Source organism: Thalassobacter stenotrophicus (genome assembly GCF_001458315.1).
In the GTDB taxonomy this organism is placed as follows: domain Bacteria; phylum Pseudomonadota; class Alphaproteobacteria; order Rhodobacterales; family Rhodobacteraceae; genus Thalassobacter; species Thalassobacter stenotrophicus.
Genome location: NZ_CYRX01000010.1, coordinates 1 through 26,932 on the forward strand (window position 1 = coordinate 1; position 26,932 = coordinate 26,932).

The 26,932-nt window shown below is 54.6% G+C and carries 24 protein-coding genes; 18 read left to right on the top strand and 6 right to left on the bottom strand.

Annotated elements, in window-relative coordinates; all coding sequences use genetic code 11:
- From THS5294_RS18315 to THS5294_RS03230, 4 genes are all read left to right on the top strand, one after another.
- On the top strand, nt 1-874 hold an 874-nt coding region (locus tag THS5294_RS18315), incomplete at its 5' end, for a hypothetical protein (RefSeq protein WP_158508574.1).
- A 66-nt stretch (nt 875-940) separates the two neighbouring features.
- On the top strand, nt 941-1,159 hold the full coding sequence (locus THS5294_RS17885) for a helix-turn-helix transcriptional regulator (protein ID WP_306434196.1): 219 nt from the start codon (nt 941-943) through the stop codon (nt 1,157-1,159).
- A 961-nt stretch (nt 1,160-2,120) separates the two neighbouring features.
- Nucleotides 2,121-3,137 (top strand): toprim domain-containing protein, encoded by a 1,017-nt coding sequence (locus THS5294_RS17890; RefSeq protein ID WP_072936684.1) that lies wholly within the window; start codon nt 2,121-2,123, stop codon nt 3,135-3,137.
- A complete protein-coding gene (locus THS5294_RS03230; RefSeq protein ID WP_058122596.1) occupies nt 3,134-3,406 on the top strand; it encodes a hypothetical protein in 273 nt (90 codons plus the stop codon). The genes THS5294_RS17890 and THS5294_RS03230 overlap by 4 nt, the downstream gene beginning before the upstream one ends.
- Nucleotides 3,407-3,865: 459 nt before the next feature.
- On the opposite strand, the gene THS5294_RS03235 is transcribed toward THS5294_RS03230, so the two are convergent.
- A complete protein-coding gene (locus THS5294_RS03235) occupies nt 3,866-4,414 on the bottom strand; it encodes a hypothetical protein (protein WP_058122597.1) in 549 nt (182 codons plus the stop codon).
- Between the two features lie 530 nt (nt 4,415-4,944).
- On the opposite strand from THS5294_RS03235, the gene THS5294_RS03240 reads away from it, so the two are divergent.
- A complete protein-coding gene (locus THS5294_RS03240) occupies nt 4,945-6,549 on the top strand; it encodes an acyl-CoA synthetase (RefSeq protein ID WP_058122598.1) in 1,605 nt (534 codons plus the stop codon).
- Nucleotides 6,546-7,952: an MFS transporter gene (locus tag THS5294_RS03245; protein ID WP_058122599.1), complete on the top strand. Its 1,407-nt coding sequence runs from the start codon at nt 6,546-6,548 to the stop codon at nt 7,950-7,952. Before THS5294_RS03240 ends, THS5294_RS03245 begins: the two co-directional genes overlap by 4 nt.
- Before the next feature lie 59 nt (nt 7,953-8,011).
- Here THS5294_RS03245 and THS5294_RS03250 read toward each other — a convergent pair whose 3' ends face one another.
- A complete protein-coding gene (locus tag THS5294_RS03250) occupies nt 8,012-8,977 on the bottom strand; it encodes a LysR family transcriptional regulator (RefSeq protein WP_058122600.1) in 966 nt (321 codons plus the stop codon).
- A 96-nt stretch (nt 8,978-9,073) separates the two neighbouring features.
- Here THS5294_RS03250 and THS5294_RS17900 point away from each other — a divergent pair, with 96 nt between their 5' ends.
- The 7 genes from THS5294_RS17900 to THS5294_RS03285 all read left to right on the top strand — a co-directional run bounded on the left by THS5294_RS17900 (nt 9,074) and on the right by THS5294_RS03285 (nt 18,792).
- The gene (locus tag THS5294_RS17900) at nt 9,074-12,598 is read left to right on the top strand and encodes an SDR family NAD(P)-dependent oxidoreductase (RefSeq protein ID WP_158508575.1); all 3,525 of its coding nucleotides are present in this window, start codon (nt 9,074-9,076) and stop codon (nt 12,596-12,598) included.
- Nucleotide 12,599: 1 nt separating this feature from the next.
- Nucleotides 12,600-14,357: an acyl-CoA dehydrogenase family protein gene (locus tag THS5294_RS03260; protein WP_058122601.1), complete on the top strand. Its 1,758-nt coding sequence runs from the start codon at nt 12,600-12,602 to the stop codon at nt 14,355-14,357.
- A 21-nt stretch (nt 14,358-14,378) separates the two neighbouring features.
- Nucleotides 14,379-15,299: an SDR family NAD(P)-dependent oxidoreductase gene (locus THS5294_RS03265; RefSeq protein WP_058122602.1), complete on the top strand. Its 921-nt coding sequence runs from the start codon at nt 14,379-14,381 to the stop codon at nt 15,297-15,299.
- Between the two features lie 2 nt (nt 15,300-15,301).
- Nucleotides 15,302-16,498 (top strand): acetyl-CoA C-acyltransferase, encoded by a 1,197-nt coding sequence (locus tag THS5294_RS03270; protein WP_058122603.1) that lies wholly within the window; start codon nt 15,302-15,304, stop codon nt 16,496-16,498.
- A 102-nt stretch (nt 16,499-16,600) separates the two neighbouring features.
- Nucleotides 16,601-16,987 (top strand): DUF2147 domain-containing protein, encoded by a 387-nt coding sequence (locus tag THS5294_RS03275; RefSeq protein ID WP_058122604.1) that lies wholly within the window; start codon nt 16,601-16,603, stop codon nt 16,985-16,987.
- A 63-nt stretch (nt 16,988-17,050) separates the two neighbouring features.
- Nucleotides 17,051-18,025 (top strand): NAD(P)H-dependent flavin oxidoreductase, encoded by a 975-nt coding sequence (locus THS5294_RS03280; RefSeq protein WP_058122605.1) that lies wholly within the window; start codon nt 17,051-17,053, stop codon nt 18,023-18,025.
- Nucleotides 18,022-18,792 (top strand): enoyl-CoA hydratase/isomerase family protein, encoded by a 771-nt coding sequence (locus THS5294_RS03285; RefSeq protein WP_058122606.1) that lies wholly within the window; start codon nt 18,022-18,024, stop codon nt 18,790-18,792. Before THS5294_RS03280 ends, THS5294_RS03285 begins: the two co-directional genes overlap by 4 nt.
- Here the strand turns inward: THS5294_RS03285 and THS5294_RS03290 are convergent.
- From THS5294_RS03290 to THS5294_RS03305, 4 genes are all read right to left on the bottom strand, one after another.
- Nucleotides 18,789-19,886, bottom strand: coding sequence for an acyl-CoA dehydrogenase family protein (locus THS5294_RS03290; protein ID WP_058122607.1), 1,098 nt, complete (start codon nt 19,884-19,886; stop codon nt 18,789-18,791). The genes THS5294_RS03285 and THS5294_RS03290 overlap by 4 nt on opposite strands.
- Before the next feature lie 8 nt (nt 19,887-19,894).
- A complete protein-coding gene (locus THS5294_RS03295; RefSeq protein WP_058122608.1) occupies nt 19,895-21,061 on the bottom strand; it encodes an acyl-CoA dehydrogenase family protein in 1,167 nt (388 codons plus the stop codon).
- 95 nt (nt 21,062-21,156) lie between these two features.
- Complete coding sequence (locus THS5294_RS03300) at nt 21,157-21,804, bottom strand: TetR/AcrR family transcriptional regulator (RefSeq protein WP_082644936.1); 648 nt, start codon at nt 21,802-21,804, stop codon at nt 21,157-21,159.
- Complete coding sequence (locus THS5294_RS03305; RefSeq protein WP_058122610.1) at nt 21,797-22,264, bottom strand: MaoC family dehydratase; 468 nt, start codon at nt 22,262-22,264, stop codon at nt 21,797-21,799. Before THS5294_RS03305 ends, THS5294_RS03300 begins: the two co-directional genes overlap by 8 nt.
- 91 nt (nt 22,265-22,355) lie before the next feature.
- Here THS5294_RS03305 and THS5294_RS03310 point away from each other — a divergent pair, with 91 nt between their 5' ends.
- The 5 genes from THS5294_RS03310 (at nt 22,356) to THS5294_RS03330 (ending at nt 26,923) form a co-directional block, all read left to right on the top strand.
- The gene (locus THS5294_RS03310; protein ID WP_058122611.1) at nt 22,356-23,525 is read left to right on the top strand and encodes an iron-containing alcohol dehydrogenase; all 1,170 of its coding nucleotides are present in this window, start codon (nt 22,356-22,358) and stop codon (nt 23,523-23,525) included.
- Nucleotides 23,519-23,962 carry an acyl-CoA thioesterase gene (locus THS5294_RS03315; protein WP_058122612.1) on the top strand — a complete coding sequence of 148 codons (444 nt, stop codon included), beginning with the start codon at nt 23,519-23,521 and terminating at the stop codon, nt 23,960-23,962. The genes THS5294_RS03310 and THS5294_RS03315 overlap by 7 nt, the downstream gene beginning before the upstream one ends.
- A 136-nt stretch (nt 23,963-24,098) precedes the next feature.
- Entirely contained in the window at nt 24,099-25,160 is a 1,062-nt protein-coding gene (locus THS5294_RS03320; protein WP_058122613.1) for an OmpP1/FadL family transporter, read from the top strand.
- Nucleotides 25,161-25,241: 81 nt separating this feature from the next.
- On the top strand, nt 25,242-26,000 hold the full coding sequence (locus THS5294_RS03325; protein ID WP_058122776.1) for an electron transfer flavoprotein subunit beta/FixA family protein: 759 nt from the start codon (nt 25,242-25,244) through the stop codon (nt 25,998-26,000).
- Nucleotides 26,000-26,923, top strand: coding sequence for an electron transfer flavoprotein subunit alpha/FixB family protein (locus THS5294_RS03330; protein WP_058122614.1), 924 nt, complete (start codon nt 26,000-26,002; stop codon nt 26,921-26,923). Before THS5294_RS03325 ends, THS5294_RS03330 begins: the two co-directional genes overlap by 1 nt.
- Nucleotides 26,924-26,932: the final 9 nt, after the last annotated feature.

Consider the following 26,932-nt stretch of genomic DNA (forward strand, 5'->3'; position numbering starts at 1 on the left):
AATCCGTCCGGGGTCAGGGGAAACACGTCCCCAAGCGGGTTTGTGCAACAAAGCCCTTTTGAACCAGAATAGTTGTAAAAATAAAATTAGAGAACCCGTCGCCAACATAATTGAAGAGTATCTTCCATCTTTCAAGTGTTCAGAAGTGGATGCCATTGACCGTTCAGGTCCGCCTTCGAGCCATATGTATGCCCTCAGATTAATACATGCGGACAGAAGCGCTTATAAAGAATTGGGATACTCTCCCGACATTCTTGATTTGACAGAGCTACGACGAGATGTACAAGAACTAATCACGAAAATTGATGATTTATCTGCAGAGACTGTGGAGGAGTTGACACTTTCATCTCTGTTCCCATTGAACGTGGAGGATGACAATTGTGCCCCAAAATTTTACTCGTCCGTAGGACTGTCTAAGTTTGTACTTAGAAGACTTCTGAACGACGTGACACGCGTAAAGCGCAGATCTAAATACTTTAGAGAACCAACCCAAAGACGAAATTTAGTGAACTGGCGTGCCGCATCGGTTGCTAAAGTGGCTCTAGATGTATGGGGGCGCGGGACGTGGGATGGACCTATTACAAGAACACCGGTTGAAGTATCTGATAGCGAAATCAAAGACTACCTTGAGAACGGACGGTGTTTCGCTCACAACGCTGCTACTTTAAGTCCCAGTGCGAACAGTACTCCCTTCGAACTTCATATGATACGAATACGACATTGCACGGAAAAGATGTATACGCCGGGGCCGCTTGGTCGCTTCCTACAGGCTCTTTTTCAAGAGCTTGAAATCGTAACTGAAGACGGTGAGCCAATAGAGGCCGCGACCGCACTGAAATCATTGAAGAAGATCAGAAAAGAATTTCAAAAGTAAGCCGTAAGCCCGAGAATTTAATTTTACGGGTAACGCAATCATTTTTGAAAACCTCCATGATCCTTGGTGAGCTTATTAAAACCAAGGAGAGATAAATTGTTGGAGAAACATCTGCGTCGTGGAGCTGTGGGGGAGATTACAGGTCTCAGCCGCAGCGCAATATACGATAAAATGAGCCGCAATGAGTTTCCGCGTCCGGTCCGGATTGGGCGTCAGGCCGTTGCTTGGCCTGAAAGCGCCATTTCTGAATGGCTCGCAAGTTTGCAGTCATCTGACCAAGCGTGACAAGACCTAGCCAAACGAGTGGACGGGGTTGAATCTGAATTTCACAAACCTTCGACAGCTTCGCACGCCGTTTTGTTCAAACGAATTAAAGGAATGCAAAATGAAAATATCGCCAATCCGCCATGTGAACTACCTCGCATCTTTATGCTTAGAAGAGCACGAGCGCTCATCTATTGATTGGGCCTTTTCAACAAGCCGCGAGGCTATTGCGCACTCGATTGCATAGGCGGTGTGAAATCTGCATTGCGCATTTCTATGCGTCCTGGGCTGAGGTGTTTACAGGAGTGCATTCATGAACGTAAGCGCACGCAGCTCCCGAGTTCGTATGGTCGCAGGCCATTCAAGAGAAAAACCGGCCCTGGTTATTGAGATTAACCGCACAGTCTCTCAGTTGCGAAAAACCATGCGGAGAAACCGTGAGATGTTTCCCCCAAGCCTTCGTAATCAACTCTCGAATTTGGTTGGGCATAGCGCTCGCATCCATGCGCGTAATTTAAGGTACGTCCATCCGGGAATGAAGAAAATGGCTGAGTGGGGCGAATGTAGTGAGCGCCAAGCCCGCGCTAACTTCTCAATGCTGAAGGCCGCTGGAGTAATAGTTCCGCATTCCTATGGGAACGGCGGACGGCGTGCGGCACGCTTCAAAATAAATCCTATAGCTTTGAAGGTCTGGTTGGTACGCCAAGGGGCTAAGCCGCATCCAACACTATTGGCTCGTCTAGACCGCTTTCTAACTCCAAAAAATCGCGAGTTTAGCTAATGAGAAACCCGGAGAAAAACCCGGAAGCCAGTTCCGCCGGTATACTGACTAAGTCGGGGGTGGCGGAGCCAGGATGCGCTGTGGGGCATCTTTCCCACCTAAACGGTCGTCTTCAGCCCCAACAGCAGACCGAGGTGCTCCCCTTCATTTTCTGCTCCTCTGGCGGAGTATTCCTGCCAAGAGAAAAGGGGGGAGAGCTCAATGCTTTCTGCTGAAAAAATAGGATCGGGTGAATTTCCCGTGACTGACATCCACGATGAAGCCGGGTATCTGTGGCGGGACGTACTTCAACATTTGGGTTTCGATTCGAAATTTCTTTGTAATCGGCACGGGCCCTGTCCGCTTTGCGGAGGCAAAGATCGCTTCCGGTTCGATGACAAGAGTGGGACAGGTACCTACTTTTGCAATGGTTGTGGCCCGGGCACCGGTATCGATCTGCTCATGAAGCGAGATCAATTGTCATTTGCTGATGCCGCGGCACGCGTTCGTCGTACTTTGGTTTCATGTCCGGATAGACGTACAAAGACGGCATCTGCCTCTACTAAGCAAATTCGGAATAACCACGATGAATGGGCTCGCGCTGAGCGCAAAAAACTATGGAGTCGTGGCATTGCGGTCGAACATCAAGATCCAGTGGACACGTATCTCCAGCACCGAGGGATCGACCTTGATGCGTTCCCTCCGACACTACGCTGGTTACCACCGGGGCAGGGCAAGGGGCGATGGGACGCTATGCTCGCAGCCGTTCAGGCGCCTGACGATCGCGTTGCTACGCTTCATTATACGTTGCTTAACGAAGGGCGAAAGGCGCCCGTAAACTCACCTCGACGGTTTGCCAAAGGGGCCGTAGCTCGGGGGTCTGCGGTGCGCCTCGCGCCACCGGCGCCCATTCTTGGGATTGCAGAGGGGATCGAGACCGCACTTGCTGCAAAGTTGCTCTTCGGGACGCCTACATGGGCGGCACTCAGCGCCGGCATGATGCAGTCTTGGCAGCCACCTACGGGCACCACCCGCGTCATCATATTCGCTGACAATGACGGAAATAGTGCCGGCAGCAAAAGCGCCGAATGCCTCATCCAGCGGCTGACGAATGAAGGCATTCAAACGACCCTTAGGATGCCCTCACAAGTTGATACTGATTGGGCTGACTTCGTGTCTTTGCCCAGCATTAAGAGCGCCTGCCAGCGCGAAATTAACTTTGGAAAGGTTAAACTATGACAGATCGTGAAAAAATTCTGCTTCTGTTCGAAGTGATCTGGGACTTCTCGCTCAATGAGGACAACCCTCTCAGTTTTATCGATCATATCGGATTTGATATTGCTCTGATTTCTACCGCGCACCAGCTGCCAGACGCGCTTTTAGGGTTCTACCGTGATCGCACAGGTGACTATGATGTCGCCCGTCTTGAAAGGGATATGGACACATGGGCCCCAATGGTCACCGCACTCGAGGCGGCGGCTGCTGCTAAGAAGGGAACTTTAGCCTAATGATTTGTGAACGCCTCGCGCAGATCGACATCCGGTCGTTTGGCAAGTCTCCGCCTTTTGGTCGCTTCCACCATGCAGGGTGCCCGGTCAATATCACCTCAACAACCTGTCACTTTGGCGGAGTCCGCTACTGGTTCGTGTGCCCGATGTGTGGTCGTCGCTGTGCGGTACTGTATCCCACAAAGTGTAGAAAATGCGTTGGTGCACGTTACTCCGTCGAGCGCGAAAGTGTCGCAAATCGGCGGATAACGCGTGCGATCCGGTTACGTCAAAGGCTTGGGCAGAAAGGCGGCGGTATATGTGTTCCATTGCCCCCGAAGCCCAAAAGGATGCGCTGGCATACCTATCTTCAGCGCTGTCGGAAGATCAAAGCATTAGAGGACAATATCTGGGCGTCCCAAGCCCTCTGAAGTCAGGCCACTAAGGTGTTAGTCATCCCTCCCGGTAAAGGATGAAACTCTAAGCAGGATGGGGAGTGCGGAACACATTATCAGAGCGACCAATGAATAAGATGCTGGCGTGAAAGCCTAAGAGCGTCGCTAGAAGTATGAGATTGGCGATGCCACGTTTTATAATTGAGGCCAGCTCGGCAGGCCGCGCAAAACGGTTATCCTGGTTGACGATGACGCCAAAGACCGCAAGATGACGGAGTAGTCTATAAGCAACAGAAGCTTCAACGTGCTCCTCGCAGCATCGGCTTATCTGGCGGACTAAACCCCATAAGAAGCCGTACCCTATATCATTCTGGTAGACATAGACAGGGACGGGCGCGACGGCTGACCCTTTGCGCAAGGGTTGCGCGCTAGGGAATGGCCCCACATCCCGATCATCATCATCTCCGGTCATGCGGACGAAGAACGAAAAAGCGGCCAGAGGCTTGCTTTGGATGAGGCATTCCAGCCCAAACCCTCTCACTTCGACAACCTCGCAATGCAGATCGCCGAATTTCTCAAGATCAGGCTGCTGTGAAAGGGCGCGCCGTCTGATGCGGAAAATGGTGCGTACCATGCCAGAACTAGCCATTGGTCGCAAAGTGTTAAGGGTAGAAACTGCTCGCGCACCAGATCTTCAAGCAACGAGTGTCGAGTGACGAGTAGGAGCCTATTTTGACAAATTCTGGAATGAGTACCGAGGCCAAAACACCCTTTCGAAGCAGTCATTGAAGCCTGCCTTTGCACCTCACTAATCATGATCCGGGCATGTTCACCGCAATCTCAATAGTCGGATCGGCATCATAACACCTCCGTATTCACATTTCTAAATTGCCTTCCAGCAGCTCCTATATGGCATTCGGCGGCCACGAGGATTGGGTCATTGTAGAGCCGCAGCGGTCTATTTGGGCAAAGACTTCGGCCAAGAGTGAAAACGATCCGTGAAATATGTTTCATAGGGCTGCCGCTTGAAATTGTCTCAGCGCGACTTGAGGTGCGGTGGCCCAAGCAGTGCTGCCTCAACTCTCTCACTGATAGGTTAGTGATACTTACAGGATTTATTCTGATTGTAATTGCAGGTTAAGCCTCTGATTGGGAGGAGAACCAATGCAAATCGATGTTACGCCTAGGCCAGCAGCCTCGGCCCAGTCAGGGTATGAGGTGATTGACTGGGTCGGCTACCATGCCGCAGTCAAACCCTCAGCCATAGCCATGCGAGAACTGCCATCGGGGCGCGTGCAAACCTATGGTGGGATGCACATTCGTGTGGGCAAGATCGCAGCAGGGCTGCGCGTCCGCGGTGTTGAGGCCGGCGATAGGGTCGCTTTCTTGATGCCCAATTCATCAGACATCATGGATTTGACCTTCGCGGTATGGCGGCTTGGAGGGGTGGTGTTGGCGCTGAACCATCGGTTATCCGCGCAAGAATTGGGTTTTATCCTAAACGATGCGGGTGCGCAGGTGGTCGTTCACGACGCGAGCCTATCTGAACTTGTAAGCGAAATCGATGCGCCGGCGGTGACTGATTGGATCGCGTCTAACGGTGACGGAAGCGACAGCCCCTTTGAAGCTGCCATCGCTTCGCAGAGCACACCTGTTTCGGATCGTATCCCACAGCACCTGCAAGACCAGTGCATGCTGATGTATTCATCAGGTACGACAGGGCGACCTAAGGGCGTCATTATCACCCATGGTATGATCCATTTTTCGGCATCCGGCAGTTTCGGGCCATGCCGTACATCTTCCAATAGCGTTTCACTTGCAGCGATGCCGCTGTTTCATATCGCGGCAATGAATGTCAGCTGCTTGCCGATGTTTTCGATCGGAGCCACTAGCATCATCATGCGAGCTTTTGAGCCTGAAGCCGTGCTGACCGCGATTTCAAACCCTGAGCTTGGTGTCACGCATACATTCGCTGTTCCGGCCGCTTTCAATGCGTTGCGCGAAAGTGCCAGCGCGGAAACCTCTGATTTTTCTCGTTTGGTCACGGTTATTTCCGGGGCCGAGACGGTGCCCGAACCACTTGTAAAATGGTGGGCGGATCGTGGCGTGCAGATCCTTGAGGGTTACGGGCTGACGGAGACTGCTTCGGCGGGCTGCCTGCTGCCCCACGCGGACGTCGGCCGCAAACACGGCTCGACCGGCATGCCGACCATGTATGGCCCCATGAAAATCATGAAAGATGAAATGACCGAAGCTGGGGCAGACGAACTGGGGGAAATCTGGGTGCGGGGGCCTGTTGTGACACCAGGATACTGGAACTTGCCAGAAGCCACGGCGGAAGCCTTTTATGATGGATGGTTCCGTACCGGCGATATCGGGCGCAAAGACACTGAGGGGTATCTGTATATCGAGGACCGCTTGAAGGACATGTACATTTCAGGTGGCGAAAACGTGTATCCTGCCGAAGTTGAAAATGTCCTTTATGAGCACGCTGCCATCGTGGAAGCAGCGATCATCGGTGTGCCTGACAAACGTTGGGGGGAGGTCGGCTGCGCGGTTGTAGTCCTGCGCCCTGACATCCCATTTGACGCCGCCGAAATTGAAACACTGTGCGAAGGAAAACTCGCACGTTTCAAGCGGCCAGCACATGTCGTCCTGCTGGACGCATTGCCACGAAACGGAACCGGCAAGGTTCTCAAGCACGAACTTAGAAAAATTGTGGAATCCGGCGAAGTCCGGTATTCAGAGACTCTGGGGAGAAAGCAATGACCAGCACATCAATCGGATGGGGCACGCGGCTCGCCTATGGGATCGGGTCCATCGCCTACGGCATCAAGAACAACGGCTTTGCTACGTTCCTGATGATTTACTTCAACCAAGTATTGGGGTTGCCTGCGATCCTGGTTGGTCTTTCATTGTTGATAGCCTTGCTTTTTGACGCGGTATCGGACCCGTTGGTCGGGTACATTTCCGACCGCCATAACTCGCGATTAGGGCGTCGACATCCGTTCATGTATGCAGCGATCTTGCCGACCTGTATCGCCTATTTCTATATGTGGACGCCCCCAGATCTGGGTCAAACTGGCTTGTTCATCTATCTGACAGTGATGGCGATCACAGTACGTCTGTCGGTCACATTCTTCGAGGTTCCCAATTCTGCTTTAATTGGGGAGTTAACGCACGATTATGACAAGCGCACAGCCCTTTCAGGTTTGCGCTTGATGATGGGCTGGCTGGCCGGTGTCATCATGGCCGTTGTGGTCTACCGCGTGTTTTTGGCGCCGTCGGTTGAATACGACGACGGGATCATGAACCTTGAGGGCTATAAGAGTTACGCGATTACGGCAGCAATTGTGATGGGGGTGGCAATGCTGATTTCATCGTTGGGAACGCATCGCGCTATCAAGCATTACTCAAAGCCGGACGCCGAAAGCGAAGGCCATGGGTTTTCGTTCATGCAAAACGTCAAGTATATTTTTCGTAACCGGTCTTTCCGCGCGGTCTTTATCGGGACGGTCTTTAGCAGTCTTGTCGCTGGGATTGCTACGACGTTGCAGCTCTATTTCGGCATCTACTACTTCGGTTTGTCTACCGGTCAGCTAGGGCTCGCGGCGCTAACGATGGTTCCCTCTGCGATCATCGCCTTTTTGGGGACGTCTCAATTAAGCAAGGGGCGCGAAAAGAAGTCGGTCGTTGTCACGCTGTCCTGGATATCGATGGTTTTGTCGGTGATCTTAATCGCGGCGAAATCAGCAGGAATTCTGCCCGAGAACGGATCGACAGACATGTTCTATGTCGTCGCTCTTGCGACCTTTGTGACAACGGCTGTAACGATTTCACTTTCGATCATGAGTGTTTCGATGGTCGTTGATCTGGTCGAGGGCGATGAGCGCAATACAGGGCACCGTGCCGAAGGGCTTTATTTTGCTACGTTCTCCTTTACCGCCAAGATTGTGACCGGCTTTGGCACGTTCGTGTCGGGTGCACTTTTGACATTTGGCGCATCACCTGGAACGGGCGAGTTAATGAGCGAAGAGGTAATGCAAGGCATCGCGCTGCCTTATGCAATTTTGATGGTAGTGCTACATATTGCGTCGATTTACTGCCTGCGCCGCTTCGGTCTGACCCGCGATGGCCATACCGATAATTTGCAAGCGGTTCAGAAAATCTAAGAAGTAATAGGCTTGTCTTAAAAGTGGCCATCTTTCGGGATGGCCACTACTTGTTGAATTCAGGGTAATCCCGCCCCGGCCCGGAATTCATTTACACCGTAGCGCAACACCGTCTGGATATGTGACAGCAACTGGTGGGCCGCAGGGGGCAGGGGGCGCTGGTTAAGCCACGCAGCCACGCCGGGGATTGTGCGCCGATTGTAAGGCCAGTCGATGATGTCCAGCTTGCAGACTTGCCCCGTGTCGATTTCTTTTCGCACGATAAATTCCGGCAAAGTAGCTACAGCATTGGTAAGCAATAACAACTGTCGCAGCAAACCAAGACCTTGAGAGGTCAGGAATGTGTCACGCAGGGTGCTAATATCAGGGAACGTTTCGGGATATGCTTCCATGATCCCCCACAAGAACCAGTCTGGCACATCGCCGCCAATCACCGAATAGGTTGTGAGAGTTTCGATCCCGATGGGCCCTTGTCCAACAAGGGGATGATCTGCGGAACACAAGACAACCGGTGGCACCAATTCAAGCGCGCGGTAGCGCAAGGCATCGGATTCGCGGTCGGGTCGCAGCCCGATGTAAATGTCGATCTGACGTTCTTCCAGGTAGCGTTCCCACTCGTTACGATTACAAATGATGACTTTGAAGCGCCAGTCAGGGTGCGACGTGATCAGTCGCGCCATAGCCGGTGCCAAGAGGCTTTCAGAGACGGTTGGGTCGGTTCCGATCAGCAATTGACCGGCCTCAAGATCGCGCAGCATTTGGACGTCGCGGGCCGCGGCTTCCATTTCGTTAATTGCGATTCGCGCAGCAGCGATAATCCGTTCGCCAAGGGCCGTCGGCACCGTTTCGTTTCGGGAACCGTCATGGCGGGTGCGGTCAAACAGTTCGGTGCCGTGTTCGGCCTCCAGCCGTTTAATGGTCTGACTGACAGCAGAATGTGAAATTCCAAGTTTTTGGCCAGCTTTGCGGAAGTTTCCCGTGTCAGCCAGCGCAACAAGCTGTCGAAGATGTCCAAGGCTGTCCATTTCTCATTCCCTCCCGTCGATCATTTGGTAATCATTGCTTACACGATTTATCATTTCTGTAATCGAAGGCAAGGTTTTCCAGTAACTGGAGGAACCATGCAGAACTTCAACGGAAAGACAGCGTTCATTACTGGTGGCGCGGGTGGTATCGGATTGGCGATTGCCAGCAGCCTTGGTGACTGGGGTGCCAAGATCATGCTCTCGGACCTGAGCGAAGACCGCCTGAAAGAGGCTGTCGCATCGCTTGTGGAGAAGGGCGTGGACGCCGATTACGTCGTCTGCGATGTGGCAAATGCGGACAGTGTCGATCTGGCGGCGCGCCGTACGCTGGAGAGGTTCGACAAGGTCCACATTCTTGTGAACAACGCGGGTGTATCCTGTGGCGGGCCGACAGGAGAAATCCCCCTTGATGACTGGCACTGGAGTGTTGGCATCAACCTAATGGGAGTTGTGCACGGGGTTGAGATTTTTACCCCGCTGATCAAAGCGCACGGCGAGGGCGGACACATCATCAACACGGCATCAATCGCCGGTCATATCGCATTTGCCAGCGGCGCGCCGTATGTGGCAACGAAGTTCGCGGTCGTCGGTTATTCCGAAACGCTGCGCGAGGACCTCGCGGGAAGTGGGATCGGCGTCAGCGTTTTATGCCCTGCGTGGGTACGCACCGACATCAACAAATCGCAAACGATGCGGCCATCCCGCTCAAAGATGGATAACGTCGAAGCCTCTGAAAGCATGAAGCTTGTCGAGACGTTGGTGGACAATGGAATGGATCCAAGCGTCATCGGTAACTTGGTCGTGGATACGATCCAACAGGATCGGTTTTATGCCTTCACCCATGCCGAAATGCTGCCCCACATCGAGGCGCGTACCGAACGTCTGCGCGCGGATTATGCGGCCAGCTTGGCCAGCATCGAACGCAGAGACGGGGCCTATGAGGCCTCCGGCGATCTTGAAGTGCTTATTATTGGAGCAGGGTTTTCTGGGGTCTGTGCGGGGATCAAGCTGCGCGAGGCAGGCATTACGAATTTCCGGATTTATGACAAAGCCGACGGCATCGGTGGTACATGGTATCTGAACACCTATCCCGGTGCCGCCTGCGATATCCAATCGCATTTTTATAGCTACTCGTTTGAACCAAACCCCAATTGGAGCCGCCTTTACGCGCCCCAGCCTGAAATCCAAGCCTACATTGAGCATTGTGCCGACAAATACGGCGTGCGCAAACACATCCGGCTCGAGCGCAAAATCGCATCGATCATTTATGACGATGTAGATGGCGTTTGGACCACGACATTTGAAGACGGTGAGGTTGTCAGATCACGGTTCGTGATTAACGGCTCAGGCGGGTTGCATGAACCAAACTATGCGCCCTTCAAGGGCGATGACAGATATCAGGGCGTCAAAATGCATACGGCGCGGTGGGATCATTCGTTTGATCCTACGAACAAGCGCATTGCGGTGATCGGTAGTGCGGCCAGTGCCATTCAGGCGGTGCCGCAACTGGCGAAAGTTGCAGCCAAGGTCAGCCTCTATCAACGCACGCCCAACTACATCGCGCCCCGACTGGATTTTTCTTATACAGACGAGCAGATCGAGGCCTACCGTGTCGACCCAACGCTGATCAAAACCGATCGTGATGATATGTATTGGGACCGTGAAAACCGGCTCTACCCTATTGTTAAAAACGAAGCGATCCGCCGAGCTGCCGCCGAGGATATAAAATCCGCAATGCGCAGTCAGGTGACCAAGACAGAATACCACGATGCGCTCATGCCGGACTATGAATTGGGCTGTAAACGCATCCTGATCTCTGATGATTTCCTGCCTTCCTTGAACCGTGACAACGTGGCGTTAATCACCAGCCCGATTGCCGAGATGACAGAAACCGGGATCATTACGGAGAACGGTGTTTCCGAGGAGTTTGACGCAATCATTTACGCGACCGGCTTTGATGTTCAGGGGCACCAGTTTTCAATGGATATTCGGGGCGAAGAGGGCCTTGCGCTGTCCAAGTGGTGGGAAAACGGCTCGGAGGCTTATCGCGCGACGATGGTACCGCATTTTCCAAATTATTTTCTGGTGACGGGGCCAAATGCGGGTGTCGGAACGACGTCGATCGTCCATCTGATCGAGCAGTCGGTCGGCTGGATCGTGCAGGCCGTGCAGAAGGCTGGCAACGACCTGAGCGTGACGGTGAGCAATGAAGTCACGCGCTCCTATAACGAAGCGTTGCAGAAAGAGCTGTCGCAGACAGTTTGGGCCTCGGGTTGTAAGAGTTGGTATCTAACGGATGATGGCCGGATCGAAACGCTGTTCCCCGGGAATGCGCAGGATTTTGAAGCGCAGATGCGTGATGTTGATCCCAGCGAAGTGACGTTCTTCAAGCTTGAGGGCGGGCGCAAGGAAACCGTAGACCTGATGCTGGCTGCACCGGAGGTAAGCACATCGGTCAAGCCGTATGAGGGCACGTTCGATCCAGCGTTCAAAGATGTCGCCGAGGCATTTGCCGCCAATTTTGCAGATCGTGGAGAGGTCGGCGCAAGCCTATGTCTAGCGGTTGACGGCAAAACGGTTGTCGACATTTGGGGCGGCATCTCCGCACCAGCGAGCAAGGCGGCGTGGCAGCGTGATACGATTGTCCCTGTCTACTCCTGTACCAAAGCCGCGACGGCCATGTGTGCGCATCTGTTAGTGGACCGCGGTCTGCTTGATTTGGACGCGGCGGTCGCGAATTACTGGCCCGAATTTGCTGCCAATGGCAAAGACTGTGTGACAGTGCGGATGTTGCTAAACCATTCCGCCGGAATTCCGGCTTTGCAGGCAAAGGTGCCGCCACAGGGGTTCATTGATTTTGAGGCGACCGCCGCGATGTTCGCGGCACAGGCGCCATTCTGGACGCCCGGCACAAAGAACGGCTATCACATGGTCAGCTTTGGCTGGCTTGTGGGCGAAGTCGTGCGACGGGTTTCCGGCAAATCGCTGGGCGCGTTCTTCCGCGATGAGATCGCGGGGCCGTTGGGGCTTGATTTCTGGATCGGGCTGCCTGCGAGTGAAGAAAAACGGCTGGCGCAGGCTATTCCATTCGTGCCCCCAGCAGGGACACCACCGTCAGAATTCCTAACGACGCTAATGTCCGACCCGGGTTCGATACAGTTCCTGTCTTTCATGAACACCGGCGGGTTTGACATGAACCAACGCGCCTATCGTGCAGCCGAGATTGGCGGGGCGGGGGGCGTGGCCAACGCCCGTGGTCTGGCGGGAATGTTTGCGCCGCTGACGACGGCCAAAGGCTATCTGTCCCGGTCACGCATTGATGCCATGCGCAAGCCCTCGATGGAAACGGAGCGTGATGAGACGCTGTTGATACCGACGCGCTTTGCCGAAGGGTTTATGCTGTCGATGCCCAACCCAAAACAGCCAGCGGGTGCATCCGTGCGACTAGGCGAGGGCGCATTTGGCCATGTCGGGATGGGCGGCAGCATCGGCTTTGCCGATCCGAATGCAGGTTTCGCTATGGGCTATGCGATGAACAAACTGGGCGGTGGCATTCTCTTGAACGAGCGGGGCCAATCGCTGGTCGATGCCGCCTACGCAACTGTTGGAGAGACCGTATAAGATGGCCGACCGCTTGCTTTGCGAAACTGATATGGCGTTCCAGTTATTTGATTGGTTGAATGTGGAGAGCCGTCTCTCAGACAGTGAGTTTGATGGAGAGACTGCGCGTGCCTATTTCGACTTATCCCAGAAACTGGCCGCCGATCACTTTCTACCCCATTACAAAACTTCCGACATGCATGAGCCGCGTTTAGAGAATGGGCAGGTCCATGTTTTACCTGAAATCGGGACCGCTCTAGCGGAGTTCCGCGATCTGGGCCTCTTCGGGGCCAGTTTCCCCGAAAACCTTGGCGGAATGGGGTTACCTTATCTTCTCTCCAGCGCGTCCTATGCTTGGTTTGCGGCGGCGAATTGTTCGTCTATTGGCTATACAATGCTGACGGGTGCGAACGCCCGTCTGCTCGCGGCGTTTGGCAATAAAGTGCAGATTGATACCTTCGCACGTCCGCAGATTGAGGGGCGCTGGTTTGGCACCATGTGCTTGTCCGAGCCGCAGGCCGGATCAGGATTGGCTGATGTTCGCACCCGCGCAGTGGCTGATGGGGCCGATGCTCACGGTCCGCGTTACAGGCTGACGGGCAACAAGATGTGGATCTCTGGCGGGGATCAAGACATTTCAGAAAACATCGTGCATTTGGTCCTGGCCAAAGTACCCAACGATGCGGGTGATCTGCCCGACGGGACAGAGGGTATATCGTTATTTATCGTGCCCAAGGTGCTGCCCGATGGGACCCTGAACGACATTGCGGTTGCCGGTCTCAATCACAAGATGGGCAATCGGGGCACGTCAAATTGCCTGTTAAACTTTGGCGAAGGTGACGGCGCTGTCGGCTGGATGGTTGGGGAACCAGGTCAAGGCCTGCGCCAAATGTTCATGATGATGAACGAGGCTCGCATCGCCGTGGGCTTCGGGGCTGCCGCGCTAGCCTGCCGGGGCTATTTGCTCGCCGTGGATTATGCGCGGGAAAGGCTGCAAGGCCGCGCAATCGGCCAGCGGGAGGGGGCGCCCGTTGCTATTATCGAACATACGGATGTGCGCCGGATGCTGCTGGCGATCCGCGCCTATAGCGAAGGGGCGATGGGGCTATGCCTTTATTGCGCCGCTCTTGTTGACCGGCCTGACGATGCCGAAGATGCCGCGTTGCTTGAATTATTGACGCCGGTTGCTAAGACATTTCCGTCCGAGTACGGGCCTAAGGCCAATGATCTGGCGATCCAGATTCACGGCGGCTACGGTTACACCCGCGATTTTGATGTTGAGCAGCTCTATCGAGACAATCGCCTGAATCCGATTCACGAAGGCACGACTGGTATTCAGGCCCTCGACCTACTTGGCCGCAAGATTTTGCGCGAAGGGAGCGGGTTAAAGGTGCTGGAACGCAGGATCGACGACACCTGTGCAAGGGCTGAGGCTTTCCCGGAGTTGTCTGGCAATGCCGCTGCCTTACGCGTGGCACTGTCGCAGGTTTTCAGCACGGTTGACGCAGTCCGCACACACCCCAAGGACCGACAGATGGATAACGCTGCGCCGTTTCAGACAGCGTTTTGCTTGGTTGTTGTCGCGTGGATATGGCTGGATCAAGCAGTAGCTGCCCATTCTTTAGAGCAAGGTCTGCCGCAGAATGATCGCCTGCGGGAGGGTAAGACCACCACCTGCCGCTACTTCTTCACCTTAGAACTCCCGATGGCTGCTCCGCTTCTGGCGCAGGTGGCATCGGGTTGTGATGTCACCCGAACTGCCGATCCGGCCCTTTTTTGACCTAATGAAATGACAAAGAACATGGCACAAACCAACGAACAAACGATACGATTTGACAACCGCGTTGCGATCGTCACTGGCGCAGGCGCGGGGCTTGGCCGCTCTCACGCACTGGATCTCGCGCGGCGCGGGGCAAAAGTCGTCGTGAATGATCTTGGCGCTGTAGCTGCACAGGCCGTCGTTGACGAGATTACCGCCGCTGGTGGTGAAGCCGTTGCCCACAACGCCAACGTCACCGATGAGGCGCAAGTCAAGGAGATGGTAGATCAGGCGATTGCGCGTTGGGGGCGGATCGACATCCTTGTCAACAATGCTGGTATCCTGCGCGACAAATCGTTTAGCAAAATGACGTTGGATGATTTTCGCTTGGTTTTGGATGTACATGTCATGGGGGCGGTTGTTTGCACCAAGGCTGTTTGGGACCACATGAAAGAGGCAAGCTATGGCCGCATCGTGATGACATCGTCATCATCGGGCATTTATGGCAACTTCGGCCAGTCCAACTACGGTTCCGCTAAGATGGGGTTGGTCGGGCTGATGAACGTCCTGCATATCGAGGGTGAAAAATATGACATCCGTGTCAATGCCCTGTCCCCGACTGCAGCGACACAGATGACCGAAGGTTTGATTTCTCCCGAGGCACTTGAGCTGATGACGACGCAAAGCGTGTCGGCTGGTCTGTGCTATTTGGTGAGTGAAGATGCTCCGTCGCGGTTGGTACTTTGCGCTGGGGCAGGGGCCTATGCTGCGGCCAAGGTCTATGAAACCGAAGGCCTGTATTTGGAACCGGATCAGCAGACAGCAGAAGGGGTCGCGGCAAACATCGATGCGATCACTGATGAGGCCGGTCAGCATCCCTATGTTCAGGGCTTTCAGCAGACATTCAAATTTGTGGGTAAGGCGGCGAACCATTTCGGCGTCGACCTTAAGGGAGGGTTGTAATCATGCGCGATGCCGTCATCGTTTCAACTGCGCGCACTCCGATCGGCAAGGCCTATCGCGGTGCGTTCAATGCAACTCCTACCCCGACACTGGCCGGCCATGCTATTGAACATGCCGTTGCCCGTGCCGGCATCGACCCCGCCCGCATCGAGGATGTGGTGCTGGGGGCCGCACTACAGCAAGGCACGAATTTCATGAATGTGGCCCGAAATGCGGCGATCCGCGCGGGCCTGCCTGTCAGCGTGGCGGGGCAAAGCATTGATCGCCAATGTGCCAGCGGCATGATGGGTATCGCCACCGCTGCCAAGCAAATCATTTGCGACGGTATGGACGTGACCGTTGGCGGTGGTGTCGAGAGCATCTCGATGAACCAGGTGCCCCAATCGTTCCAGACCACCGATGCATGGATCAAAGCCAATAAGCCCGCGCTTTACATGACCATGCTGGAAACCGCCGAAAACGTGGCCGAGCGGTTCAACGTCAGCCGCGAGGCCCAGGATGAATATGCTTTGGCATCCCAGCAGCGCACTGCGGCAGCCCAAGATGCCGGCAAATTCGACGACGAGATCGTCGCAATGAGGGCGGTCAAAAAGGTCGTGGACAAGGTCACAAAAGAGGTTTCGGACGAGGAGGTGACACTTTCAAAAGATGAAGGCAACCGGCCCGCCACTACACTAGAAAACCTTCAGAGCCTTAACCCCGTTTTTGCTGATGGGCAGGTCGTCAAGCAAGGACAATACATCACAGCAGGCAACGCCAGCCAACTTTCGGACGGTGCGTCAATAAGCGTGTTGATGGAGGCCCGTATCGCCGAAGCTGAGGGATTGGAACCACTGGGCCGATATGTGGGGATGTCGGTTGCGGGTTGCGAACCTGACGAGATGGGCATTGGCCCGATCTACGCTGTGCCCAAACTGCTAAAGGCAAACGGTCTGAAGATCGACGACATCGGACTGTGGGAGCTAAACGAGGCTTTCGCCAGTCAGGTCATTGCTAGTCGCGACCATCTAGGCATCCCCGACGAGCTGTTGAACGTCAACGGCGGGGCGATCTCGGTTGGTCACCCCTACGGAATGTCCGGCGCGCGCATGGTCGGCCATGCACTGATCGAGGGCAAACGGCGCGGTGCGCGGTATGTCGTTTGCACTATGTGCATCGGAGGAGGCATGGGCGCCGCTGGTTTATTTGAGGTTTTATGAAAATAGAAATCGCCTGATGTGTCATCACATGCGCGAGGCGAACCGATGCACGGCCACGTTTGAGGAAACGTAAAACTGCATTTCAACCAAGGGAGAGAGAAGATGAAAAAACTGATTGGCGCGGCGCTGACTGCGATTGCAATGACCACACCTGCGGCCGCAAACGAGCCTTACGGTATCTGGGAGACAAAGCGCGACCGTAAAGGCGCCTATTTGCATGTGCGCGTGCACCCTTGTGACAACAATGCTGAAATGTTGTGTGGGACGGTTCATCAAACCTTTAACACACCTCACACGGAAATTGTCGGCCGGCCCATCTTCTGGGACTTGCAGCCTACAAGTAACACCAAGTGGGGCGGCGGCACAGTTTGGGATGCTGAAACCGACCGGAATTTTGATGCCAAGGTCATCATGGGATCGACCCGCTTGCGTGTAGAGGGCTGCGTGGGTTTCTTGTGTGATGGTCAAAACTGGTCCCGCGTTCAGTAAATTCAACTTCTCAGAACGACAAAGGGCGTGAGCATCCGCTGCGTCCCACCAAGGAGGGATTATATGCAGACCCGAATGACCCGTCTGTTCGGGATCACGCATCCAATTATGCAAGGTGGCATGCACTACGTTGGGCTTGCACCCTTAGCGTCCGCCGTATCAAACGCGGGCGGGCTGGGCACTATCACGGCGCTGACTCTCGGTACACCTGAGCGTTTGGCAGCGGAAATTGCTACCTGTCGTTCACTGACCGAAAAGCCATTTGCGGTAAACCTGACATTTCTGCCCAGCATCAATGCGCCTGATTATCCAGCTTTGATAGACGCGATCATCGCGGGTGGTGTCGGGGTGGTTGAAACCGCTGGCCGTAGCCCAGAACGCTATATGAGGACCCTAAAGGACGCGGGGATTACAGTGATCCACAAATGCACCTCCGTACGCCATGCTCTAAAAGCGCAAGACATAGAATGTGACGCCGTCTCTATCGACGGCTTTGAGTGCGGCGGACATCCGGGCGAAGATGATATCCCCAATATGATCCTGCTGCCGCGCGCTGCGGATGAACTGGAGATCCCGATAGTAGCCTCAGGCGGTATGGCGGATGCGCGCTCTCTCGTGGCCGCACTCGCGTTGGGCGCGGAGGGGATTAACATGGGCACTCGATTTGTCGCAACACGTGAGGCCCCCGTGCATGACAACGTACGTCAGGCCATTGTTAAGGCCAGCGAACGTGACACGCGGTTGGTTATGCGACCTCTGCGCAATACTGAACGCGTACTGATAAATCCCGCGGTTGAAACCATCCTTGAGACGGAGGCGGCCCGAGGCGACGATTTGGTTTTTGGTGATATCGCCCCTCAAGTCGCAGGGGTTTATGGCCGCGTCATGAAGGATGGCGAAACGGATGCTGGCGCTTGGTCTTGCGGGATGGTGGCGGGGCTGATCAACGACGTGCCGACATGTGCCGATTTGATCGAACGGATCATGCAGGATGCCGAACACCTTATCTCTGACCGCCTTACCCGGTTCGTGACATGACCGAATACGTTAGTCTTCAACGAAACGGCCTGGTTGCAACGATTTTGTTGAAACGGCCCGACGCTTATAATGCTCTAAACGAGAAAATGCGGCTGCAACTGGCGCAGGCAGTCGCAGAGGTCGAGGCCGATGCGACCCTGCGCGTGGTTGTTATTGCAGGCGTGGGGCGCGGGTTTTGCGCAGGGGCAGATATCAAGTCGCGGTCTGCCAAAACGTCTGGTGAGGTCTTGGAGGAGGAATTTCGTCCCTGCCTCGCGCCCATATGGAGCAGCGACAAGATCTATATTGCGGCGGTGCATGGCTATGCCGCCGGGATCGGGGCCGCCATCGCACTGGCATGTGATCTAATCGTTATGGAGAACACAGCAAAGTTAGCGTTGGCATTTGCGGCCATAGGCCTGATCCCCGATGGTGGGCTGTGCTGGCACCTGACCCGTGCACTTGGATCGCGCCGCGCACTTGAAGCTATTGTCGAGGGCCAAAGCCTAGATGCAGAGCTCTGCGCTAAGACTGGTCTGGCCAACAGGATCACGGATCCTGGCGATGCCTTGGCAACAGCACAAACTTGGGCTGCAACCATCGCAGATGCGGCACCGTTGGCCGTTACCGCCGCAAAGCGGCTGGTGGCGCAATCTGGTCAGATGGATATACACGATATATTTTCCTATGAGGCAAAAGAGCAGACGCACCTTGCGCAATCAAAGGATCATGATCGTGGCGTCGCGGCCTTTCTGGGCCGCGAAACGCCGGTATTCAAAGGCAGCTAGACTAGATCAAATTGCATATAGCGCGCCAGATGGTGGTCCGCGTTACCCATTTCGTGATCGATCATCACCAGACGTTTCGCGAAATGACCCATCTCGTATTCCCACGTCATGCCGATACCACCGTGAAGCTGGATCGCCTCTTCGGCGACCAATGTGCCGATCCGCCCGATGGAGTATTTGGCGGCTGATAGGGCCTTGTCGCAATCTGTCTCAGATTTATTCACGGCAGCGGCAGCATTGATGACGGCGGAGCGCGCCTGTTCGATCTCAAGCAAAACCTGAGCCATGCGATGTTGCAGCGCTTGAAAGCGTCCAATAACGGTGCCGAACTGTGTGCGGGTGCGAAGATAGTCCAACGTGGTTTCCTTGATCGCCTCCATGATGCCGAGAGCTTCGGCACATATGGCGAGGCACGCCCAGTTTTCGGCGGTACGCACGATCGTATCGGCGTGATGCGCTGATCCAAGGAGGGCATCGCTCGATATGGCTAAATCTGCGAAATGAATATCACTAGCCGATCCACCATCGAAGGTGTCGTGATGGGTTATCGCAACGCCATTGGCTGTCGGGTCGATTAGAAAAAAGGACGCCTGTGCTGCGTCCGCGCCGCTTTGCGCACTGAGGACAATGGTATCGGCACCTGCGGCAAATTTCACCATGGGTGCGGTCCCGTTCAGGATCCAGCCAGCCTCAGATTGCTTTGCAGTTACCCTGTCACCGGTTGTATGCGCTTGAGCGACAACGTAGCGGCTGGCGCCAGTTATTACCTTCGCCAACCGCTCAAAATCCCCTGCCGCGGCAAGGACGTGGCCTGAACGTAGCACACAATCGAGCAATGGTTCGACGACCAGTCCGCGGCCCAATTCTTGAAAGACAGCTGCAACGTCAAAAGCAGAGCCGCCAAAGCCCCCCTGTTCTTCGGTAAAGAAGACCCCAAACATCCCCAATTCGGCGAGGTTGTTCCAATGGACATCGCTGAACCCTTGGGGGCTGGCTGCTGCATCGTTCCGGTCCGACAGATTGTATTCATTCTGGATATAGCGGGCAAGAGTATCGACCACCATTTGCCGTTCTTCAGTGTGTGTGAAGTCCATGATATTTCCTAAAGCCCCAGGATCATCTTGCTGATGATGTTCTTCTGAATTTCGTTTGATCCGCCATAGATCGAGAGTTTTCGGTTGTTGAAATAGACGCCTGCTGCGTTCGTTGCGCCGGCGGGGGCCTGTTCGCCTGACCGCAGTGCTTGTGCGTCGCGCCCCACCACGCGACGGATGAGGCTGTCGAGCTCTTGATGGATTTCTGAGCCGAGGATCTTGAGCATCGAACTCTCTGCGCCGGGAGCCCCTCCACCCGCAACTGAGGCAAGGACACGCATGTTAGTGGTGTCCATGTTCGCCAGATCAATCTCAACCCGGGCGATCCGAGCCGCCAGAAGCGCCTTTTCATGGACGGAAAGGCTACGAGATTTTTCGGCAAACAAGTCTTTCAGCCGTGTAAGTTTTTTCTTAGACGCACCAACCATTGCAATGCCGGTGCGTTCATATGTCAGAAGGTATTTTGCGTAAGTCCAGCCTTCGTTCTCGGCACCCACAAGGTTTGAGGCCGGCACGCGGACGTTGGTAAAGAACACTTCGTTGATCTCGTAGCCGCCATCGATTGTGCGGATTGGGCGCATCTCGATCCCCGGCGTGGCCAAGTCGATCAGCAAGAATGAAATACCCGCCTGCGGTTTGCCTTCGTTTGACGTGCGGACAAGGCAAAAAATCATATTCGCGTATTGGCCCAGTGTGGTCCACGTCTTTTGCCCGTTGACGATGTAATCATCACCATCGCGCACCGCTGTTGTACGAATGCTGGCTAGGTCCGAACCTGCTCCGGGTTCCGAATAGCCCTGACACCACCAATCTGTGCCGTCGATCATGCGAGGCAGATAGTAATCGCATTGTTCCTGCGAGCCGAACTTCATCAACACAGGCGCAAGCATCTTGAAATTAAACGCTAGCACCTTGGGTGCATCGGCACGGGCCATTTCCTCATCGAAAATATGGGTCTTGACCGGCCCCCATCCCGTTCCGCCAAATTCGACAGGCCAGTTGTAGGCGAGCCAGCCTTGGCGGCGCAGGATCGCATGCCAGTCCAGTAGTTGCTCCTTGTTTAGATAACCGCCCTCCGCAACGATCCGTGCGTATTCAGGAGGCAGGTTGTTTTCGACGAAGTCGCGCACCAGAGCGCGAAAGTCTTCATCCTCGGGCGAAAAGGTGGTGTCCATCGTAGATCCTCCAGCGGTTCAATTCCACAAAACATACCAATCAGTATGTTTTACGAAAACGCTGTAAGTAAAATGAACCAATGCTTGCCCAGACGCTATGCGCGCGCGGTCAGTGTTCCGAGAGCCATTTGTGCGATGAGCTCTGCAATCTCGAGGTGGGTTTCATCTGTGTCTTCAGGACGAGCCTGATACCAGAAGATTGGCGCATTCAAGAGCACAAGCACGCTGTTTACAGTAACCGAAATCGATTGCTGGGCAAAGCTGGTGTCCTTTTGCCCCGCCGTTATCACATCTCGAAACAGATCTTCATATCCGGCTTGCATGGATTTTATGTCATCCAGCAGTTCGCGTTCATGGGTTGGCAAGTCTGAACGCAGCCCCGCGCGCAGGTTTTCGACGACGACACGATGGTAAGGCAAATCGGCAAGGATACCCATGACATGTGCACGGGCCATCGCCAGAAACCGCTGTGTCGTTGGTGCCGGAGTGTTTGCAATCGGTTTTACACGGCTAAGCACGGACAAGATCGACTGTTTTCGCACGGCCAACAGCAACTCACCCTTGCTGTTGAAGTGATGATAAACCTTGCCTTTCGAAGCGCCCATCTCTTGTGCGACTTGATCCATAGACGTGGCATCTACACCGTTTTTTGCAAAGCAAATTGCGGCCGTTCGAACGATCTCTGGCTTAAGGTTTGCGCGGCTCAATGGTCTTTCGTCTCCGGTTGTCAGCTGCTTATGCAAAGATGGCGAGGGTCAGCCAATCGGCGACAAGAGCGGGCTTGGCTCCGCCTTCAATTTCTACTGTCATTGCGCTTGTTTGCAACAGTTGGCTATCTGATTTACGGATAATATCTTTTGCGACGAACCGCCCCCGCACGCGCGCGCCGGATGGCACTGGCGTCAGAAAACGGACCTTGTCAAAGCCGTAGTTCATTCCCATGACTTGACCATCCTGGTTGGGAAAACTGTCAAATGCAAATCGGCTGGCCAACGATAAAATAAGGAAGCCATGGGCAATTGTCCCGCCGAAGGGGGACTCTGCCGCGGCGCGGGCCGGGTCATTGTGGATGAATTGCCGGTCCAATGTGACGGTGCCAAACTCATCTATCATTTTCTGATCGACGGTTTGCCAGTCCGACACACCTATTTCAGTGCCGAGGCGATTTTGGAGTGCGGTGAAGGCTGTATCGATAAAGGGCATGGCGGTCTTGTCCGTATTGATTTCGTTGACACCATACTCACTAGTATGTTTTTTGTCGAGAAGCCTTACGAATTAAAGAAAGCCTGATGCTATGACTTTGGCACATGATAGTTTCGCCTTCGACACCGTGCCTTCCGTTAGGTTCGGCGCAGGTTGCCTTGGTCAAATCGGGTCGATCGCAGGTGAAACAGTCGGCAAAACCTGTCTTGTTGTCACCGATCGCGGTCTTGTGGCGACCGGTATCGTGGATCAAGCACTTGCAGCTTTACACTCGTGCGGGATCCATTGCGAAGTCTTTGACCAGGTTGAGGCTGATCCATCCGAGGCGACAGTCTTATCGGCAGTTGCACAGGCGAGGGCGCTTGGCTGCAACAGTATCATCGGGCTTGGGGGCGGGTCTTCTCTCGATGTGGCGAAGCTAGTTGCGTATCTTGCTGGAACAGGTGAGCAGATCAGCGACATTTACGGAGTGGGACTAGCATTGGGCAAGCGTTTGCCGCTGGTGTTGGTTCCTACGACATCAGGGACCGGATCCGAGGTCACACCGATCGCAATCGTAACGACACCAAGCCAAGAGAAAATGGGGGTGGTGTCATCGGCGTTATTGCCTGACGTAGCGCTTCTTGACCCGCTCCTAACCCTCGGGCTGCCAGCGAATATCACGGCGGCGACAGGAATTGATGCGATGGTGCACGCCATTGAGGCCTACGCCTCCGCTAGTCCAAACAACAATCCCATCTCACGCACCCTCGCACTTCAGGCATTGCGTCTGCTCGGTGGCGCGCTCTTGCGCGGAGTGCATCAGGGTGATGACCTTGGAGCGCGATCAGACCTTTTGATCGGTTCCATGCTGGCCGGACAGGCCTTCGCAAATTCTCCGGTCGCAGCTGTGCATGCGCTCGCCTATCCGATTGGCGGGCATTTCAAAATTCCACACGGGCTCTCCAACGCATTGGTCCTTCCGCATGTCTTGCGGTTCAACATCAACACCGCCCCGGATGCCTACGCGCAAATGGCGTCTGCTGCCTTTCCGAAGTTGGCGGATGTTCCCAAAGCTGAAAGGGCTGCGGCCTTCTGCAATTGTCTCGAAGGTTTGTCGCGCAGTTGCAACTTACCACAACGCTTGCGCGATGTCGGTATTGCGCGCGAAGCCCTGCCGATGATGGCACGCGACGCCATGAATCAGACCCGACTTCTCATAAACAACCCGCGTCCAGTCACTGAGGCAGACGCCCTATCCATCTACGAGGCCGCATGGTGAACCGCCCTGAACCCCCAACCCGTGCAGAATATCTGACGTTTAGAACGATCACCACGCGGTGGTTCGATAACGACATCTATGGACATATGAACAATACGGTTCACTACGAACTCTTTGACACCGCTGTGAATGGTCTCCTTGTCGAAAAACGTATTCTCAGCTTGCGAGATAGTTCTGCGGTTTTTCTTGTTGTCAGTTCTGGCTGCAACTATTTTTCGGAGCTTGCCTTTCCGGACGTCATCAATGCGGGTCTCAGCGTCACAAAGCTGGGAACGTCATCAGTGCACTACGATATCGGCTTGTTTGCTGGAGAAAGCGGTCGTGCCGCGGCGCGTGGGCACTTCATACACGTAAACGTAGATCGAGAATCACGACGGCCAATTCCTATCTCAGATCAGGCTCGCATGGTCCTGAGCGAGCTGGTTGTATCCGAATGAAACGTTGCGTTTCTGAGCACTTCACAAGTGCAGTAAGTAAAACTTACCTCATTTATTGAGTGAGTAATCTGAGATTAACGTCCCCAAGGCGACGCGCGGAGGCTGTGGGCGCTGAAATTCTTTGGGAGGAGCAATAATGAAACTGAAAATCACCACCAGTGCCGCGATCCTTGGCGCCGTAGCGACAACTGCCTCGGCAGGTTCGCTTGAAAGAAACAATATGCCGATCGAACTCTTGTTTGACTCGGGAAACGTGGTGCAGTTCTCGTATACTGCCCCAAACCTAAACCTATCGGCAGCACCATTCGGCAGCACAGGCAGCGTTTTGAATGATTTCACTACAGTCGGGTTAGCCTTCAAAACCGACATCAACGATGATCTCGCGCTCGGTGTGTTTTTCAATCAACCATTCGGTGCTGACAACGGCTACGAAGGCCCCGGCGCCGCAGGCCTTGCCATCGACTTTCAGAGCAATGAACTGGCGGCTGTTCTCAGTTACCAGATGAATCAAAATCTTTCGCTCCACGGCGGTGTCCGTGTGGTGGAGAGTGAACTCAATCTAAGCATACCAATCCCATCACCTTCCTTCCTCTATACATTGGACGCCAAGTCAGACAGAGGGTTTGGCTACTTGTTAGGTGCGTCTTATGTTGTGCCCGAACGGGGTGCTCGCGTTACACTGACCTATCAATCGTCCGTGAAACACAATTTCGAAAGCACCGAATTCGTTGGAGCAACAATTGACGGGAACACAGAGGCCGAACTGCCGCAGTCGCTCAAATTGGACGGTGAGATTGCGCTAAACTCAAGCACTTTGCTGTTTGGCAGTGTGAAGTGGTCCGACTATTCGAATTTCGACGTCGCTGCGCCGGGATACGCGGGGATTGCCGGGCAGGTTAGTGTCATCGACTACAACGAAGACAACATTAACGTCAGCGTCGGTCTGGGACGGTCGATCAACGACGAATGGTCGGGCTTTGGCATCCTGGAAGCCCAACTCACAGATGGAGAAGCGAACGAGCTGCGCCCCTATGATGGTAGCCGGGCACTGACACTCGGCGCACGTTACACGAGCGGTCAGTATGAAATTACGGCCGGTGCGCAATATCGACAGTTCGGCGATGCGACTGTTAGCGGTGCTACGTTCTCTGGAAATGATGCGGTTTCGCCGTTCCTGCAGATCGCCTATTCGTTCTAATCCCGAACTGAGGGCGACCGCTGATGCTCAGCAGTCGCCCTTTTTCTGTTCTTAAAGATGATGAAGCTGGAGAAGCCGCTGATGAAGGTCCTCGTGCCCGTCAAACGCGTGATTGATTATAACGTGAAGGTCCGTGTGAAAGCGGATGGGAGCGGTGTTGATCTCACCAACGTTAAAATGTCTATGAACCCTTTTGACGAGATTGCCGTCGAGGAAGCAATCCGCCTGAAAGAGGCCGGCAAAGCCGAAGAGGTGATCGCGGTTTCCATTGGCGTAAAACAGGCGCAGGAAACGCTGCGCACGGCGCTTGCGATGGGTGCAGATCGTGCGATCCTCGTGGTGGCCACCGATGATGTGCATGAAGATATCGAGCCACTGGCCGTTGCAAAGATCCTCAAGGGTGTGATCGACGAAGAGCAGCCCGGCCTTGTGCTGACGGGCAAGCAAGCAATCGACAACGACATGAACGCCACGGGCCAGATGCTCGCCGCACTGACCGGTTGGGGGCAGGGCACGTTCGCTTCCGAACTGGACGTGGATGATGACACCGCCACCGTGACCCGCGAAGTGGACGGTGGATTGCAGACGATCAAGATCAAGATCCCCGCCATCGTGACTGTCGATCTGCGTTTGAATGAGCCGCGTTATGCGTCGTTGCCCAATATAATGAAGGCGAAGAAGAAGCCTTTGGATGAAAAGACACCGGCGGACTACGGCGTTGATACGACACCACGTCTAGAGATCGTTGGCACCACCGAACCGGGAGCCCGCTCGGCGGGTATCATCGTGGGCTCGGTGGATGAACTGGTTGATAAACTCAAAGAAGTGGGAGCTGTATAGTGACTGTTCTTTTGCTTGCCGAAGTCACCGATGGTGCACTGAATACGGACGCGACAGCAAAGGCGATGTCTGCGGCCAAGATGCTGGGCGATGTGGTGATACTGTGCGCGGGCGCAACCGCGAAGGACGCCGCCGACGAGGCCGCGACACTAGGTGCCTCAAAAGTCTTGTTGGCAGAAGATGATGTGCTGGGCCACCGTTTGGCCGAAAGTACGGCGGACCTAATCGTATCGTTGGCTGGTGACTATGACCACATTGTCGCCCCGGCGACTACGGGTGCTAAAAACGTAATGCCCCGAGTTGCCGCGCTGCTTGACGTGATGGTGATCTCCGACGCCTCTGCCGTGTTTGACGCCGACACCTTCGAGCGCCCGATCTATGCGGGCAACGCCATCCAGACGGTAAAATCCTCGGATGCCAAGAAGGTCATTACCTTCCGCACCTCGACATTTGAACCGGTGAAGGCCTCCGAGTCGTCCGCCATTGAAAGCGTGGCTGTGCCTGCCAGCTCCAGTCTGTCGGAATGGGTTGAGGACAAAGTTGCCGTGTCTGATCGTCCTGAACTGACGTCGGCTGGTGTTGTTGTGTCTGGTGGTCGCGGTGTCGGCTCTGAGGATGACTTCAAGCTGATCGAAGGCTTAGCCGATAAGTTGGGCGCCGCAGTTGGCGCATCCCGTGCGGCGGTTGATTCCGGTTACGCGCCGAACGACTGGCAGGTTGGCCAGACGGGTAAGGTTGTGGCCCCTGATCTTTACGTTGCTGTCGGCATCTCCGGCGCGATACAGCACCTTGCCGGTATGAAAGATTCTAAGGTGATCGTAGCGATCAACAAAGATGAAGAGGCTCCGATTTTTCAGGTGGCTGACTTCGGACTGGTCGCTGACTTATTCGATGCCGTGCCAGAACTGACTGAAAAGCTTTGAGGCAGATCG

Coding starts and splice junctions, on each gene's coding strand:
- THS5294_RS17890 (WP_072936684.1), top strand. CDS start 2,121: ATGCTTTCTGCTGAAAAAATAGGATCGGGTGAATTTCCCGTGACTGAC.
- THS5294_RS03230 (WP_058122596.1), top strand. CDS start 3,134: ATGACAGATCGTGAAAAAATTCTGCTTCTGTTCGAAGTGATCTGGGAC.
- THS5294_RS03235 (WP_058122597.1), bottom strand. CDS start 4,414: ATGGTACGCACCATTTTCCGCATCAGACGGCGCGCCCTTTCACAGCAG.
- THS5294_RS03240 (WP_058122598.1), top strand. CDS start 4,945: ATGCAAATCGATGTTACGCCTAGGCCAGCAGCCTCGGCCCAGTCAGGG.
- THS5294_RS03245 (WP_058122599.1), top strand. CDS start 6,546: ATGACCAGCACATCAATCGGATGGGGCACGCGGCTCGCCTATGGGATC.
- THS5294_RS03250 (WP_058122600.1), bottom strand. CDS start 8,977: ATGGACAGCCTTGGACATCTTCGACAGCTTGTTGCGCTGGCTGACACG.
- THS5294_RS17900 (WP_158508575.1), top strand. CDS start 9,074: ATGCAGAACTTCAACGGAAAGACAGCGTTCATTACTGGTGGCGCGGGT.
- THS5294_RS03260 (WP_058122601.1), top strand. CDS start 12,600: ATGGCCGACCGCTTGCTTTGCGAAACTGATATGGCGTTCCAGTTATTT.
- THS5294_RS03265 (WP_058122602.1), top strand. CDS start 14,379: ATGGCACAAACCAACGAACAAACGATACGATTTGACAACCGCGTTGCG.
- THS5294_RS03270 (WP_058122603.1), top strand. CDS start 15,302: ATGCGCGATGCCGTCATCGTTTCAACTGCGCGCACTCCGATCGGCAAG.
- THS5294_RS03275 (WP_058122604.1), top strand. CDS start 16,601: ATGAAAAAACTGATTGGCGCGGCGCTGACTGCGATTGCAATGACCACA.
- THS5294_RS03280 (WP_058122605.1), top strand. CDS start 17,051: ATGCAGACCCGAATGACCCGTCTGTTCGGGATCACGCATCCAATTATG.
- THS5294_RS03285 (WP_058122606.1), top strand. CDS start 18,022: ATGACCGAATACGTTAGTCTTCAACGAAACGGCCTGGTTGCAACGATT.
- THS5294_RS03290 (WP_058122607.1), bottom strand. CDS start 19,886: ATGGACTTCACACACACTGAAGAACGGCAAATGGTGGTCGATACTCTT.
- THS5294_RS03295 (WP_058122608.1), bottom strand. CDS start 21,061: ATGGACACCACCTTTTCGCCCGAGGATGAAGACTTTCGCGCTCTGGTG.
- THS5294_RS03305 (WP_058122610.1), bottom strand. CDS start 22,264: ATGCCCTTTATCGATACAGCCTTCACCGCACTCCAAAATCGCCTCGGC.
- THS5294_RS03310 (WP_058122611.1), top strand. CDS start 22,356: ATGACTTTGGCACATGATAGTTTCGCCTTCGACACCGTGCCTTCCGTT.
- THS5294_RS03315 (WP_058122612.1), top strand. CDS start 23,519: ATGGTGAACCGCCCTGAACCCCCAACCCGTGCAGAATATCTGACGTTT.
- THS5294_RS03320 (WP_058122613.1), top strand. CDS start 24,099: ATGAAACTGAAAATCACCACCAGTGCCGCGATCCTTGGCGCCGTAGCG.
- THS5294_RS03325 (WP_058122776.1), top strand. CDS start 25,242: ATGAAGGTCCTCGTGCCCGTCAAACGCGTGATTGATTATAACGTGAAG.